Genomic DNA, 13775 nt, shown 5'->3' with positions numbered 1-13775 from the left:
GTCGTATATTTCATTATTATTAGTCCTATAATAGAGTTAGTACTAATATAGTTGTCGTTTAGGGGGTTAATATGTCTGAGGAAACAATTACTTTAAGAAAAAATCCTTCCCGTAAAGAATGCGAGAAGGTAATTAAAAAGATACTTATGACTGAGGTTTTAGAGCGTGGTACAAATGAGCACTTTAAAACTGCTGCTGATTTTATGAGCTATTTCCAATCCCTCTATCCTGCCAGTGCAAGTCTTACCAAACAGGTGCAGCGTGCGGTAAAATCTCTTGGTATGCCAAAGGATGAGCGCGGCTACTTTATTATTAATAAAACAGAGGATCAGCTTAATCAGGATAAAGAGATTGCTTTTCTCCTAAAGAAAACAAAAGCTGAGCTTGTTCCTCTTCCTGAATATGAGACTTTATTCCTTAAAGCTGACGGTAAATATAAAGATTATCTGTACCAGCTTCTTTCAGAGTCTGCCACTTTTGAAGATAAAGTTGTCACTATGATAAACTCTTCAAACGGCATATTATTGTATACTACAAATGCACATCAACTAGAAATCTTGATAAATAGTCTGATAAATAGATAGATTGTTTGTCTAATATAAAAAATTTTATTTAAGTCTATAAAATAGAAAAACGACAGTCATACGATTTTTGACTGTCGTTTTATTTTATTATTGTCGTTATTGTATTCTATTAAGACAAGTTATGTCGTTTATCTTCGTTTTCTGCGATTCTTACTGTTATCTCTGATTATAGTCATATTTGTTTTCTTGCGCTTTGTATGTCTGCTTTTATATCTGTGTCTAAATAATAGTATGTCGCTAGATTTACTCTTTATGTATGCTGCTAAAGCAATTAAAGCAATAACCCCAAGAATCATCAGACCAATTTTAGGATAATCAATCTGAATATATTCTTTTCCACTTCCGCCTTTTTCTACTGGAATGTTGTCAAAAGGATAACTTTCTACCTCTGCATTTGTGAATATCAGATTAGCCTGACCCACGCTTCTATCTGCATATGTGTATTTAAGCTGTCCTACAATGGATTTATCATTTTTATCACTATAAGGAACCACCTCTGATGTTACATCCAGCACACTAGCTGTCTTTGGTATCACGATTAATCCATTCTTATCGATTTTAATTAGCTCGCTGTTTTCACTTAGGCGACCTGTAATATTAACATCATCCTCTGAAATAGAGGCAAAATCAGCTACATTGTATGTGCTAAAATTATCAAAACAATATTCAAAAAGGTTTGTAGTATCAGTGTACTGATCTGTAACACTATCCCTCATTACTACGCAAATTAATGTCATTCCATCCTTCTTTGCGTATGTAACAAGTGTTGCTCCCGCTACTGCTGTATATCCTGTCTTACCACCAAGACAATACTCATAAAGGTACTTATTCGACTTGTAAAAATGAAGCATCTGATGATGATTGTTAAGAGGTGTAGGATCTGGATGCTTATTAGTAGGTGGTATAGTGTAATTTTTTGTTCCAACAATCTCCACAAACTTTGGTATTGAATATGCTGCTCTTGAAATAAGGGCCATATCGTGAGCTGAAGTATAATGCTCATCATCTGGAAGACCGTTTGTATTATTGAAATGAGTATTTGTACATCCAAGCTCTTTAGCCTTTGCATTCATCATCTTAACAAATGATGGAATATCTCCTGCAACATGCTCTCCCAAAGCATATGCACACTCATTTGCAGATTCTATCATCATTCCATATAGTGTCTGTTCTACGGTCATTTCCTCATCAACATCTCTTGCGATGCTTGATGATCCAAGCTCTGTTCCATATACCGCATCAGCAGAAAACTTAACTGTCTCGTCCAAATCACAATTTTCTAGGACTATAAGAGCTGTCATAATCTTGGTAATACTAGCTGGAAAATGAACCTCATCAATGTTCTTTGAATAAAGAATGGTTCCTGTTTCCTGCTCCATGATAATTGCTGATTCAGCGGTAACATCAACACTGCTAGGCCAATAATCAGCTGCTTTTACTTCTTTATAATTGCCTATTGCAAATGCGTTTGTTAATAATACGCATGCTAATACTTTGCTAAAAATTCTTTTAAATCTCATAACTTATGATTTCAATGCCTCTTATTCTTTTATATTCATAACATAGATTATAATTAAATTACCTTGCTTTAGCTACTTTTTTATCTCAAACTTGTGGCATTTATCTAGCTTTTTTATGATATAATTTTTTAGATTTTATGAATTCGGAGGTAAATATGAGATTAAGAAATATTCCTGGAGCAGATGAGGTTGTTACTAACAGTCCATATTGCATTAACAATCCTGCTCAATTTAAGGGTTTATATAAAAAAGAAATATTCAAAAATGATAATCCTATTCATATCGAGATTGGAATGGGCAAAGGACAGTTTATTACTACTCTTGCCAAGGAAAATCCTGATATTAATTATATAGGCATCGAACGTTACACCAGTGTTCTTCTCAGAGCTATTCAGAAGGTTGAAGAAGAGGATATTCCAAATCTTCGTTTTATATGCTTTGATGCAACCGAAATACTCGATATCTTCAGCTGCTACGAAGTAGATAGAATATACTTGAATTTCAGCGATCCATGGCCAAAGGACAGACATAGCAAGCGTCGCCTCACTTCTTCTAATTTTTTAAATAGATACAATACTATTCTTGCCAAGGATGGACGTATTGAATTTAAAACTGATAATAGAGGATTATTTGATTTCTCCGTTGAAGAAATTGAGAATCATCCTCTATGGAAGATAACTGAGATTACTTATGATTTGCATAATGATGCCACAATGAATCAGGGAAATGTAATGACTGAATATGAAGAAAAATTTTCTAGTCAGGGCAACCCAATCTTCAAATTAGTGGCTAGCCGATAAGAAAGAACCAGTTACGCTTACAATCCTAAATATTTCTCCGTCGAGCTGAAGAAAGCTCTCCTTGAGAAACATTTAGAGATTGTTAGCTACTGGTTCTTTTTCATTCATTATAATGATTAAAAAAACGACATCGAAAATCGATGTCGTTTAAAGTGCGCGACCAGGGGTTCGAACCCTGGACACCCTGATTAAGAGTCAGGTGCTCTGCCAGCTGAGCTAGTCGCGCATATTTTGTTCATTGTCTCAGCAACGAAGATAAGTATATAGCCTTTTCTTCTTTTTTGCAAGTCCTTTTTATAATTTTTTTCGATTTTTTTTCTTTTTCCGTTTCGACTTTTTACAAAGAAATCTGAATTTACTATAACATTAATCACTCTCTTATATTTTCTTAGTTAATATAAAGATACCTGCCTCATTTTGAGACAGGTACCATTTTTATTCTTTATATATTTGCGAAAAGCTTTTCGATTTCTTCAGCACTCATTACTCTGTTAGGATCAGTTAGATCTACTCCTACATCAGGTATTACTACTTCATCTGTTTTCTCCTCAGCAGGTGGCTCTGGTTCAGGTTCTGGAGCTGGTTCTTCTTCTACTGCCCCTCCAACCTCTTCAAGTAATGCATCCAAATCAACACCTGCTGCTGGTTCCTCTGTAAGAATAATCTCTTCAGCCGGTGTGGCTTCAAGAACAATTTCTTCTGCTGGTTCTTCTGATGGTTCTTCTGCCACTGGCTCAGGCTCTGCAGGTATTTCTTCTTCAACTGGAGCTTCCTCTGCTACTGGCTCTTCTAAGCTTATCTCTTCAGTTGGAACTTCCTCGGTTGGAGCTTCTTCAACAGGTGGCTCCAATGAAATCTCATCTTCTACTGGTGCCTCTTCTGGTAATGGTTCTTCCTCAACTGGCATATCTAAATCCAGTCCTAAATCTTCCACTACCTCTTCAGCTGGAGCCTCCTCTGGTAATGGTTCCTCCTCAACTGGCATATCCAAATCTATTCCAAGATCCTCCACTGCCTCTTCGGCTGGAGCTTCCTCTGGTAATGGCTCCTCTTCGACTGGCATATCTAAATCCAGTCCTAAATCTTCTACAGGCTCCTCTGCAATTGGTTCTTCTAATACAGGTTCCTCTAATGGAGGTTCTTCCATTACTGATTCCTCTGGCATTGCTTCTGGTATTGGAATTTCCATAGCTGGTGTCTCCATTGCAGGAGCTTCTGCTATAGGTGTTTCCATAGCAGGCATTGCCGGCATAACTGGTGCTGCCATCTGTACTGGCTGAGCCATTACTGGAATTCCATTTTGGATTTTACCTTCTATGCTAGAAATCTTTGAATTTAAATCATTTATTTTCTGCTGAATATCAAAATTACTTTCCTTCAGCAAGGCTTGTTGCTTCTCAAGAATCTGGCTATTATTTGCTTCAATCTTTTCTTTAATAGAAAACAGCTGATTAATAAGTTCATCATTTGAATTCATCAATGCATCTGTATTCTCTTTATTTCTTGAAATTGTAACCTTTGCAACGGCTTTTTGAGCATTAATAATATCTTCTGCTGGTAACGAGCTACTCTCTTCAATATTTCTAAGACGCTGCTCCATTTCATCGAAGCTTTTCTTTATTACGAGATACGAAGCTTTTTGTGCATTATAGATTTCATCATATTTCTGTGCTTCCATGTCTTTTGATTTTAAAGACATGTCCAAAATTGCACTTATCAGGAAAAAAAGCGCAACAATCATCAGCAGTACACCAACGGCCATCAACATAAAGTTACTGGCAAAATTAATCATGATGTACAGCTCCATGACTATCAGTACTGCCACCGCTATTCCGGAAAGAATAACTTGAATTTTGTCCTTAGCTATTTCTCTCTGAATTTTCTTAGTATTCTCGTCCATTGCTCCTCCCTAGGCCTCATCTTTTTTATCAAATAGATGTACCATGTCCAATGCAAAAGAAATAGGATACAGCTGTACCATAACTGAATCTATTATTGTGCCGATTTTCAAATTAAATGTTATCTTTACAAAATCTATTTCTGGTGACTCAAATAACCTTTCAAATATCTTTACACTTTCTACATCGATGTTATCTGTCTTTGGTGGCGAAATATCTACCATTCTATTCAGAAGCTGTGACATCGAAGAAGCTGCGCTTCCCATCATCTGATTCATTGCTTCAGATACAGCAGATAATTGGATTTCTCCTATAGCATCTGGTCCTGCCACACCAGGGCCACCCATCATTAAATCAGCAATTATCTTAACATCATCTTCCTTCAGGATTAAAACATTACTACCTGATAATCCTTTTACATAGTTAATATGTACTAATACACACACATCATGATAATCATCAAGTGATTCACTCTTTCTGATTAATTCAATCTTAGGTGTAGTAATATCTACCTTTAGATTATTTAGTAATGCACTAAGAGATGTTGCAGAAGATCCCATACTAATATTCGCAATTTCACCTAGTGTATCTTGTTGCTCTTTTGTTAAAGTAACATCAGCCATAGACAACCGTCCTCCTAAATAATTATTTTCCCCCTTTGTATGAAATCATAGTTATATATTCTACTTTTGATTATACAATATTTATAATTATTAGACTACTTCTCAATATTAACTATTTTATGACAATATTGCGAAATTATTGTGGATAAACAGTGTTAAACAAGCAATAAAAAAGGAGCCATTCGGCTCCAATTTCTGTTTATTAAATTAATGTTCGAGATGGGATTCGAACCCACGACCTTCCGCTTAGGAGGCGGACGCTCTATCCAGCTGAGCTACTCAAACAGAAGCGATTTTTCACAACTATTTGATTTTAATCTACTAGTTATGAAAAATCAAGGCTATTAAAATTCTACTGTTCCCTGTAGCCAAATTATTCCCTTAAAGCGTCTACCAACCAATGGCTCTCCGAATAAATCGTTTTTATTGATACATACTTCTAGAATTACATCATTACTCTCAATGATCATCATGCAAAGCTCTTCCATGGTAAGATGATTTACAACATACTTCACATCCAAAATATCACCAAGAATTTCGTACTTATCATTCTCAATTCCATATGGCATAAAGAATGAAGTAACGACACTAAAAATGTCTTCTCTGGTTACTCTTCTGGAAATCTTTTGATATAAATCAATTTCATCCATAGTTAGACTTTCAAGGGCTTCTTCGTTTCCATCTCTTGCCTGCTCAACAAGATTTATTCTTTTTTGATTATTCATTTTTTCCTTAATACGACTCTTTTCGTTGTCGTATACAGGTAAAAGGATCTTTCCTTCTGTTGAAAGCGCTGCAAGCTTTATGTCTCTTTTATCAATCTTTGTTGCTCTTCCATTTTTTCTAAGGAACTCTCCCATGTTCTGTAGCTGGAAAATAAGATTAACACCTAATCTTATTTCATCACACATAACATAGTAATTATCTTTATCGGTTTGCTTTATGACTTCAACATCATTGTTAATTGAAACTGAGGCACCAAAATAAGTAGGATAGTAATAATCTAAAATGAACTCGTCATTTTCATTGTAGATTCCTCTAAGTACTAATCCCACGTTATCAGCTACCATATATCTGAGCTCCACGAACTGATTTCCTTCAAAATCAATTGCTGATTCCTGATAATCTGGTCGAAGAGTAATTTCTTTAATTAATTCTTCAAGCGCTGCTTTATTTAGTTTAGTAAAACCAACTGCTGGCATGTATTTATGCATTAATTATCACCTAAAGCCTGTTGTAATGCCTTTTCCTCTTCCTCTGCAAGCTGAATTATAGAATTACCATCTATAATCTCCTTAACATAAGTATAACATCCCTCACGAGAATGCATAGCATTAATTATAAATCCTGAATTGTTCTCATCTAATAAGCAAAGTGAGAAACTAAGCTTTCCACCCATTTCATTAAATGCATCGTACTTAACAAGACCAATCTTCTGGAAACATCCCTGCATGTTTTTAATGATTGTATCGATATTTCTTTCATTACTTGCATTGGCTTCGATAAGCTCATCTACCTGTTCTAATCTGTAGATAAGTGTATCCTCTAATGATCTTGCTGTGCTACCCTGCATAAAAATCTTATATCTCTTCTTTAGCTTTGCCATCTGCACAATGAAAACTATTAAGAGAATAATCAAAACTAGGACAAGTGCTGCAAGTCCTAATAAAATGTAATCTAAACTAAAACCTAAATACTGTTCTATCATTTGTACTCCTATAAATGTTCATTTCGAACATATGTTTTATTTTATACTTTCAAGTAAATCTACAATTCTGTTTAACTCATCCTGTGAATAGTACTCAATCTCAAGTCTTCCAGATTTGTTATCCTTGGCATTAATAAATACCTTTGTGCCAAGTACTCCCTTGAGTTTTTCCTGAGTCTGCTCATATACTGCAACTAACTGTGGATCAAGCTCTGCTACCTTTGATTTCTTATCTGCTTTTTTATCGTTTATAAGCTTCTTTACTTCACGCTCAACATCACGAACAGACATCTTCTCATCAAAGGCTCTTTCAGCAAACTCATACTGCTTATCTGGATCTGTGATTGCAAGCATAGCTCTAGCATGACCAGTTGTAAGCTTGTCATCAACAATCATATCCTGGACACGTTTATCAAGCTTAAGTAATCTAAGAGCATTTGTGATTGTTGTTCTACTCTTTGATACTCTCTCTGCTACCTCATCCTGCTTGAGCTTAAACTCATCGATAAGTCTTGCAAAAGCCATTGCTTCTTCAATTGGATTTAACTGCTCACGCTGGATGTTATCAATAAGAGAAATCTCAACGAACTCTTGCTCGCTGAGCTTCATAATGATTACTGGTACTTTCTTAAAACCTGCAATTCTAGCAGCTCTCCATCTACGCTCACCACCGATGATTTCATAATATTTTCCTCGGTCCTGAACGATAAGTGGATTGATAATTCCATGTATCTTAATATTCTCTGCTAAATCCTGTAATTTATCCTCATCAAAGTTTTTTCTAGGCTGAAGCTTGTTTGGCTCAACCTTATTAATATCAACTTCGACTGGGGCACCATGCTGTTCTGGATTAACAGCTACTACACCCTCATTCTTATTTACAATAAGAGAATCTAATCCCTTACCAAGACCTCCCTTTTTAACAGCCATTTTTATAAATCCTTTCTCCCAATAATTTCTTTTGCAAGATTACGATAGCTCTCTGCTCCTGTAGACTTTGAATCATAAAGATTAATTGGAAGTCCATGTGATGGAGCTTCGGCTAATCTTACATTTCTAGGGATAATAGTCTGATATACTGTTGCATTAAGATTATTTTTAACAGTATCAACTACATCGGAAGAAAGATTTGTTCTGGCATCATACATAGTAAATACAACACCATCTATTTTAAGCTTAGAATTAAGTCTTTCCTGAACAAGGTCGATAGTATGAATCAACTGACTAATTCCTTCCAACGCATAGTACTCACACTGAATTGGTACAAGTACAGAATCAGCAGTTGTCATAGCATTGATTGTAAGCATATTAAGTGAAGGAGGACAATCAATAATTACATAATCGAAATCATCCTTAACATAATCTACTGCATTTCTAAGGATATATTCTTTCTCATTGATTCCAAGAAGTTCAATTTCTGCACCAGCTAAATCAACATTTGATGGAATAATTGTAAGGTTAGGGATATTCTCTACCTCATACATACATTCCTTAATGCTGCACTGATCTAACACTAAATCATAAACAGTATTCTCACATTCATCCTTATCTAATCCGAGACCACTTGTAGCATTTCCCTGTGGATCAGTATCGATAACAAGGACTTTCTTTCCTGCTTCAGCTAAGCATGCTGAAAGATTAATACTAGTAGTAGTTTTACCAACTCCACCCTTTTGGTTGGCAATTGCAATCACTCTCTTCATTTATTGTCTCCCTCTTTTCTTTTTCTAGTACCACATATTTGTTAACTCTTAGAATTATATCATTCCCTGAATTTCAATTCTACTAAGAATATCTGTACGGTTTATATAAAAATCTCTTTTATTAACTATATATAGGTGTTTAATTAATAAAATGATAATGTTTCACGTGAAACATTATCATTTAAAATTGCAATATCTAGGAGTTGATTCAAATTTCCTAGTACTATATTTTGTGTTTTTAATCAAATATATAAATAATATGTTTCACGTGAAACATATCTATATTTAGGTTAGTGAAGATTATATAGTAGAAATAATTTTTTCTAATTCCATTTGTGCCCTGTATGGATCTAATAAAATCAAATCTTTTATATTAGAAAGTCTTCCAATTAAATCGGAATTAGAGATTCCTAAAGGGTTAACTACTTCTATTTCGTCATCATAAACTTTAGGTTCTTCTTCAATAACAGTTTCAATAACTGGTTCTTGTTTAGTGGCCGTGTTAGATATTAAAGTATTAAGCTCTACTAATCTTCCATCATAGAATTTCATTTGAGTTTGTTTTTCATCTAACTCACTATTAAGTTCAATAAGAAAAGCACGTATTTCTTCTGCCTTTTTATTGTTTTTTGAATTTAAATCTCTTGGAGTAAATTCTTTGAAATATGATTCATTGGACTCTTCAAGAAGACTAAGGAATTTATTTTCTTCCTTAATCTTTGTTTCTAATAAGTCCATGTCTTCTTTTAATTGGATTTTTTCAGAAATGAGCTCTTCCTGATATTTTTTTAGGAAGTCATTAATCATAGATATTCCCCCATATATTGTGTTGTAACAAAAAACAATTACTAAATATGTTCCACGTGAAACATATATTACTTAAGCGGTTCCTTACTAGGAGTACCAGCTTTTCTTGGATAAGCCTTTGGTGTATTCTTCTCTTTCTTAATAATAAGAAAAGATCTACTGATATCTGTATCAGGTAATGAGAAATATACAGGCTTAGTTAAATTACCACCAAGCTTTTTAACTGCAGAACCCGATGCTTCAATTTCCTCTTTTACATCTCCTGACTTAAAGCTAATAAAGTATCCACCTAAATCTACTAAAGGTAAACAATATTCCGATAAAGTAGAGATGTTAGCTACTGCACGAGATACAACTAAATCAAACATCTCTCTATAAATTTTATTACGTCCTGCTTCTTCTGCTCTGGCATGTACCAATGTAACATTAGTAAGTCCTAAAGCATCAACTACTTCCTGTAAAAACTTAATACGTTTATTCAAAGAATCAATAAGTGTAAACTGTAAATCAGGATAGGCAATTGCCATAGGAATACCAGGAAAACCAGCACCTGTCCCAAGATCACAAACTGTTTTAACTGAATCAGGTAATACAGTACATATAGATAAACTATCAGCAAAATGTTTAACTATAACTTCATCAAACTCTGTAATTGCAGTAAGGTTCATTACCTTATTTTTTTCTACTAATAATTCATAAAATAAATCAAGCTGCTCTATCTGTCTGTCAGTTAAAGTAAAATTCCAACCTGATAATGTATCAACTAAGTATGAATAATCTCTACTCATATAACTCCTTAAAAAAATTTTGATTGTATTGAGGGTATATATAAGTACCCTTAAAAACATTAATTAAAAAATTAGTTACCCTTATATGTTTCAAGATATACTAAAAGAACAGAAATATCTGCTGGGCTAACTCCAGAAATACGAGAAGCTTGTCCTATGTTAGCAGGACGTAATTTTGTAAGCTTCTGTCTTGCCTCTAAACGCAAACTAGAAACATCCTCATAATTTAGATTTTGTGGTATAACTTTAGACTCTAACTTTTTGAACTGTTCAACCTGCTTTGCCTGTCTTGTGAGGTAACCTTCGTATTTAATATAAATATTTACCTCTTCTCTTACCTCATCAGAAAGCTCTGGTCTTTCAGGATCTATAGGAGCAAGCTTATCATAATCAAGCTCTGGTCTTCTAATTAAATCAACTAACTTTATACCATTTGAAAGAGGAATACTTCCGTAAGATTCAAGCAACGCCTGAACTTCTTTTCTGGCACCAACATTAATCTCCTTAATTCTGGCTACCTCTTCCTCTATCTGTCTTTTCTTTTCTACAACATGGTCATAACGCTCTTTTGATAAAAGACCTACCTGATAACCAATCTTTGAAAGTCTTAAATCAGCATTATCCTGTCTAAGCAAAAGTCTGTACTCAGCACGTGATGTCATCATACGATAAGGTTCTTTCGTCTCCTTAGTAACAAGGTCATCAATAAGAACTCCAATATAAGAATTACTTCTATCAAGAATCATTGGTTCTTTTCCAAGAAGCTTAAGTGCAGCATTAATGCCAGCAACTAATCCCTGTGCTGCAGCTTCTTCATATCCACTACTTCCATTAAACTGACCAGCGGCAAAAAGACCATCAATATCTTTAAACTCTAAGCTGGCTTTAAGCTGAGTAGCATTAATGCAATCATACTCTATCGCATATGCGTTACGAACAATTTTACAATTTTCAAGTCCAGGTACAGTTCTGTACATAGCATACTGAACATCCTCTGGCATTGAAGAACTCATACCACCAATATACATCTCATTTGTATTAAGTCCTTCAGGCTCAACGAAAAGCTGATGACGATTCTTATCAGCGAAACGAACAACTTTATCTTCAATACTTGGACAATATCTTGGACCAGTACCTTCAATTACACCTGAATACATTGGTGAACGATCAAGGTTTGCTCTAATAATTTCATGAGTCTTTTCATTAGTATAAGTAAGATAACAAGGTACCTGTTCAATCTGAACAGATTCTCTAGGTGTACTGAATGAAAATGGAATAACAGGGTCATCACCATACTGTGGTTCCATCTTGGAATAGTCAATAGAATTACTATCAATTCTTGCCGGAGTACCAGTTTTAAAGCGGTTCATATCTACATTATTAGCTAATAATGAATCAGTAAGATGATTAGCAGCCTTTAAACCATTAGGACCATTGTATTCAATAACATCACCATATAAACATCTTGCTCTAAGATATGTTCCAGTACAAATAACAACTGCTTTACAATGATAAGTAGCACCAGAAAGAGTTTTTACACCAGCTACTTTTTTACCTTCAATAATTAATTCTGTAACTTCAGCCTGTCTTAAAGTAAGGTTTTCAGTATCTTGCATAGTCTTTCTCATTCTCTGAGAATATGCAGCTTTGTCAGCCTGTGCCCTAAGTGAATGAACAGCAGGACCCTTTGAACTATTAAGCATCTTAGACTGGATAAAAGTATGATCAATATTAATACCCATCTGTCCGCCAAGTGCATCAAGCTCTCTAACAAGGTGTCCCTTAGAACTTCCTCCTATATTAGGATTACAAGGCATCATTGCAACAGAATCCATACTAACTGTAAAACAAATTGTATTTAATCCCATGCGGGCTGAAGCAAGTGCAGCTTCGCAACCAGCATGACCAGCTCCTATAACAACTACATCATAGGACTCTTCAACGTGACTCATTTATTACTCCTTACCACTTTTATTTTCCCATACAGAATTCTGAGAAAATCTTATTAGCTAAATCATCATCAATAGTTTCACCAGTAATTTCACCAAGATAATTATATGCATCCATCAAATCTATAGAGAAGAAATCTTCTGGCATCATATTATCAATACTATTTAAAACATTAGACAAACTATTCTTTGCATTAGTCAAACAACCAGCCTGTCTTGAGTTTGTAATATACAAAGTATCATCAGATTTAACCTGACCACTAAAGAACATATCTGTAATTTTAGATTCTAATGTTTTGAGGCCATCTAAGCTTACAGATGAGAAAGAAATAACAGGTTTATTGTATTTATTGTATATTTCTTCCTCGCTAATCATTGTATCGAGGTCAGATTTATTAAGTAAAATGATTACCTTTTTATCTATAATTTTATCAATAATAAATTCATCATTCTCATCCAGTGGCCTTGACGAATCAATTACAAATAAAATTAAATCAGCATCATCAATGGAATCTAGTGCTTTATCTACACCTATTTTTTCAACTATATCATCTGTCTCCCTTATACCTGCTGTATCAATAATATTAAGAGAAACACCATTAATTGTAATCTGCTCTTCCAATGTATCTCGAGTAGTTCCTGGAATATCAGTAACGATTGCTCTTTCTCTTCTACTTAATGTATTGAGAAGTGAAGATTTTCCAGCATTAGGTTTTCCTAAAATAAGAGTATTAATACCTTCTTTTAAAATATGACCAGAATTAAATGAATCAATCAAATCATCAACTCGTCCAATCATATCATTAACTTTACCTCTTAACTCTTCAGGATAATCAGTTAAATCATAGTGTTCTGGATCATCTAAAGCTGATTCTATATATGCTGTTTCATAAAGAATCTTATCTCTTAAATCAACAATGATTTTATTTAATGAACCCGATAATTGTTTAATGGAATTCTTCATAGCTAATTCTGAATTTGAAGAAATCAAATCCATAACTGATTCAGCTTCCGACAAGTCTATTCTTCCATTCAAAAATGCTCGCTTTGTAAATTCTCCAGGCTCAGCTATTCTTGCTCCTGCTTCTATTAAAAGTGAAAGAACCTTTTTAAGAATAAGTACGCCACCATGACAATCTATTTCAATAGTGTCCTCAGTAGTATAACTTCTAGGAGCTTTCATAAGCATTATTAATACTTCATCAATGATTTCATTCTTTGAAACAATGTGGCCATATTGAATAGTATGAGTATCACATTCAACCAGTTTATTTTTTCCACGAAAAATAGAATCAACTATAGAAATTGATTCTTCTCCACTGACACGGATAATACCAATGCCAGAACTATTCATAGATGTTGCGATTGCGCAAATGGTATCTGAACGATACATAA

Annotated in this window: 13 protein-coding genes and 2 tRNA genes; 2 read left to right on the top strand and 13 right to left on the bottom strand. The window is 34.3% G+C overall.

The genetic code is table 11. The annotated features are described in order from the left end of the window. Nucleotides 1-71: 71 nt before the first annotated feature. Nucleotides 72-584, top strand: a complete 513-nt coding sequence (locus tag BLP54_RS04555) for a hypothetical protein (RefSeq protein WP_090167233.1) — start codon at nucleotides 72-74, stop codon at nucleotides 582-584. A gap of 128 nt (nucleotides 585-712) precedes the next feature. Here the strand turns inward: BLP54_RS04555 and BLP54_RS04550 are convergent, their stop codons facing one another. Continuing rightward, nucleotides 713-2104 (bottom strand): D-alanyl-D-alanine carboxypeptidase family protein, encoded by a 1392-nt coding sequence (locus BLP54_RS04550; protein WP_090167231.1) that lies wholly within the window; start codon nucleotides 2102-2104, stop codon nucleotides 713-715. 155 nt (nucleotides 2105-2259) lie between these two features. Here BLP54_RS04550 and trmB point away from each other — a divergent pair, with 155 nt between their 5' ends. Next, nucleotides 2260-2904 carry a tRNA (guanosine(46)-N7)-methyltransferase TrmB gene (trmB, locus tag BLP54_RS04545; RefSeq protein ID WP_090167229.1) on the top strand — a complete coding sequence of 215 codons (645 nt, stop codon included), beginning with the start codon at nucleotides 2260-2262 and terminating at the stop codon, nucleotides 2902-2904. Between the two features lie 153 nt (nucleotides 2905-3057). On the opposite strand, the gene BLP54_RS04540 is transcribed toward trmB, so the two are convergent. The 12 genes from BLP54_RS04540 to mnmE form a co-directional block, all read right to left on the bottom strand. Then, nucleotides 3058-3130 (bottom strand) — tRNA-Lys (locus BLP54_RS04540). A 216-nt stretch (nucleotides 3131-3346) separates the two neighbouring features. Then, nucleotides 3347-4804, bottom strand: coding sequence for a hypothetical protein (locus BLP54_RS04535; protein WP_090167227.1), 1458 nt, complete (start codon nucleotides 4802-4804; stop codon nucleotides 3347-3349). Nucleotides 4805-4813: 9 nt separating this feature from the next. Continuing rightward, nucleotides 4814-5425: a flagellar motor switch phosphatase FliY gene (gene fliY, locus BLP54_RS04530; RefSeq protein ID WP_090167225.1), complete on the bottom strand. Its 612-nt coding sequence runs from the start codon at nucleotides 5423-5425 to the stop codon at nucleotides 4814-4816. A gap of 211 nt (nucleotides 5426-5636) precedes the next feature. Next, a tRNA-Arg gene (locus BLP54_RS04525) sits at nucleotides 5637-5710 on the bottom strand. Nucleotides 5711-5769: 59 nt separating this feature from the next. After that, complete coding sequence (locus BLP54_RS04520) at nucleotides 5770-6639, bottom strand: DUF3881 family protein (RefSeq protein ID WP_090167223.1); 870 nt, start codon at nucleotides 6637-6639, stop codon at nucleotides 5770-5772. After that, nucleotides 6639-7133, bottom strand: a complete 495-nt coding sequence (locus BLP54_RS04515) for a DUF4446 family protein (protein WP_090167221.1) — start codon at nucleotides 7131-7133, stop codon at nucleotides 6639-6641. Before BLP54_RS04515 ends, BLP54_RS04520 begins: the two co-directional genes overlap by 1 nt. A 36-nt stretch (nucleotides 7134-7169) precedes the next feature. Beyond that, nucleotides 7170-8063, bottom strand: a complete 894-nt coding sequence (locus BLP54_RS04510; RefSeq protein WP_090167219.1) for a ParB/RepB/Spo0J family partition protein — start codon at nucleotides 8061-8063, stop codon at nucleotides 7170-7172. Between the two features lie 2 nt (nucleotides 8064-8065). Beyond that, complete coding sequence (locus BLP54_RS04505) at nucleotides 8066-8836, bottom strand: ParA family protein (RefSeq protein ID WP_090167217.1); 771 nt, start codon at nucleotides 8834-8836, stop codon at nucleotides 8066-8068. A gap of 300 nt (nucleotides 8837-9136) precedes the next feature. Continuing rightward, complete coding sequence (locus BLP54_RS04500) at nucleotides 9137-9643, bottom strand: hypothetical protein (RefSeq protein ID WP_090167215.1); 507 nt, start codon at nucleotides 9641-9643, stop codon at nucleotides 9137-9139. Between the two features lie 68 nt (nucleotides 9644-9711). Further along, nucleotides 9712-10431 carry a 16S rRNA (guanine(527)-N(7))-methyltransferase RsmG gene (gene rsmG / locus BLP54_RS04495; RefSeq protein ID WP_090167213.1) on the bottom strand — a complete coding sequence of 240 codons (720 nt, stop codon included), beginning with the start codon at nucleotides 10429-10431 and terminating at the stop codon, nucleotides 9712-9714. A 71-nt stretch (nucleotides 10432-10502) separates the two neighbouring features. Beyond that, on the bottom strand, nucleotides 10503-12383 hold the full coding sequence (mnmG, locus tag BLP54_RS04490; protein ID WP_090167211.1) for a tRNA uridine-5-carboxymethylaminomethyl(34) synthesis enzyme MnmG: 1881 nt from the start codon (nucleotides 12381-12383) through the stop codon (nucleotides 10503-10505). A gap of 19 nt (nucleotides 12384-12402) precedes the next feature. Beyond that, nucleotides 12403-13773: a tRNA uridine-5-carboxymethylaminomethyl(34) synthesis GTPase MnmE gene (gene mnmE / locus BLP54_RS04485; protein ID WP_090167209.1), complete on the bottom strand. Its 1371-nt coding sequence runs from the start codon at nucleotides 13771-13773 to the stop codon at nucleotides 12403-12405. Nucleotides 13774-13775: the final 2 nt, after the last annotated feature.

The sequence above is a fragment of the Pseudobutyrivibrio sp. 49 genome (assembly GCF_900100545.1).
Lineage (GTDB): Bacteria > Bacillota > Clostridia > Lachnospirales > Lachnospiraceae > Pseudobutyrivibrio.
The sequence above is the reverse complement of the archived record's forward strand: the minus strand, read 5'-3'. Positions and strand labels throughout refer to the sequence as shown.

Bases quoted from the DNA above. Each gene is read 5' to 3' on its own strand.
- trmB (WP_090167229.1), top strand. From the start codon at position 2,260: ATGAGATTAAGAAATATTCCTGGAGCAGATGAGGTTGTTACTAACAGT.
- BLP54_RS04510 (WP_090167219.1), bottom strand. From the start codon at position 8,063: ATGGCTGTTAAAAAGGGAGGTCTTGGTAAGGGATTAGATTCTCTTATT.
- mnmG (WP_090167211.1), bottom strand. From the start codon at position 12,383: ATGAGTCACGTTGAAGAGTCCTATGATGTAGTTGTTATAGGAGCTGGT.
- BLP54_RS04515 (WP_090167221.1), bottom strand. From the start codon at position 7,133: ATGATAGAACAGTATTTAGGTTTTAGTTTAGATTACATTTTATTAGGA.
- BLP54_RS04505 (WP_090167217.1), bottom strand. From the start codon at position 8,836: ATGAAGAGAGTGATTGCAATTGCCAACCAAAAGGGTGGAGTTGGTAAA.
- BLP54_RS04520 (WP_090167223.1), bottom strand. From the start codon at position 6,639: ATGCATAAATACATGCCAGCAGTTGGTTTTACTAAACTAAATAAAGCA.
- BLP54_RS04535 (WP_090167227.1), bottom strand. From the start codon at position 4,804: ATGGACGAGAATACTAAGAAAATTCAGAGAGAAATAGCTAAGGACAAA.
- BLP54_RS04500 (WP_090167215.1), bottom strand. From the start codon at position 9,643: ATGATTAATGACTTCCTAAAAAAATATCAGGAAGAGCTCATTTCTGAA.
- BLP54_RS04555 (WP_090167233.1), top strand. From the start codon at position 72: ATGTCTGAGGAAACAATTACTTTAAGAAAAAATCCTTCCCGTAAAGAA.
- rsmG (WP_090167213.1), bottom strand. From the start codon at position 10,431: ATGAGTAGAGATTATTCATACTTAGTTGATACATTATCAGGTTGGAAT.
- fliY (WP_090167225.1), bottom strand. From the start codon at position 5,425: ATGGCTGATGTTACTTTAACAAAAGAGCAACAAGATACACTAGGTGAA.
- mnmE (WP_090167209.1), bottom strand. From the start codon at position 13,773: ATGTATCGTTCAGATACCATTTGCGCAATCGCAACATCTATGAATAGT.
- BLP54_RS04550 (WP_090167231.1), bottom strand. From the start codon at position 2,104: ATGAGATTTAAAAGAATTTTTAGCAAAGTATTAGCATGCGTATTATTA.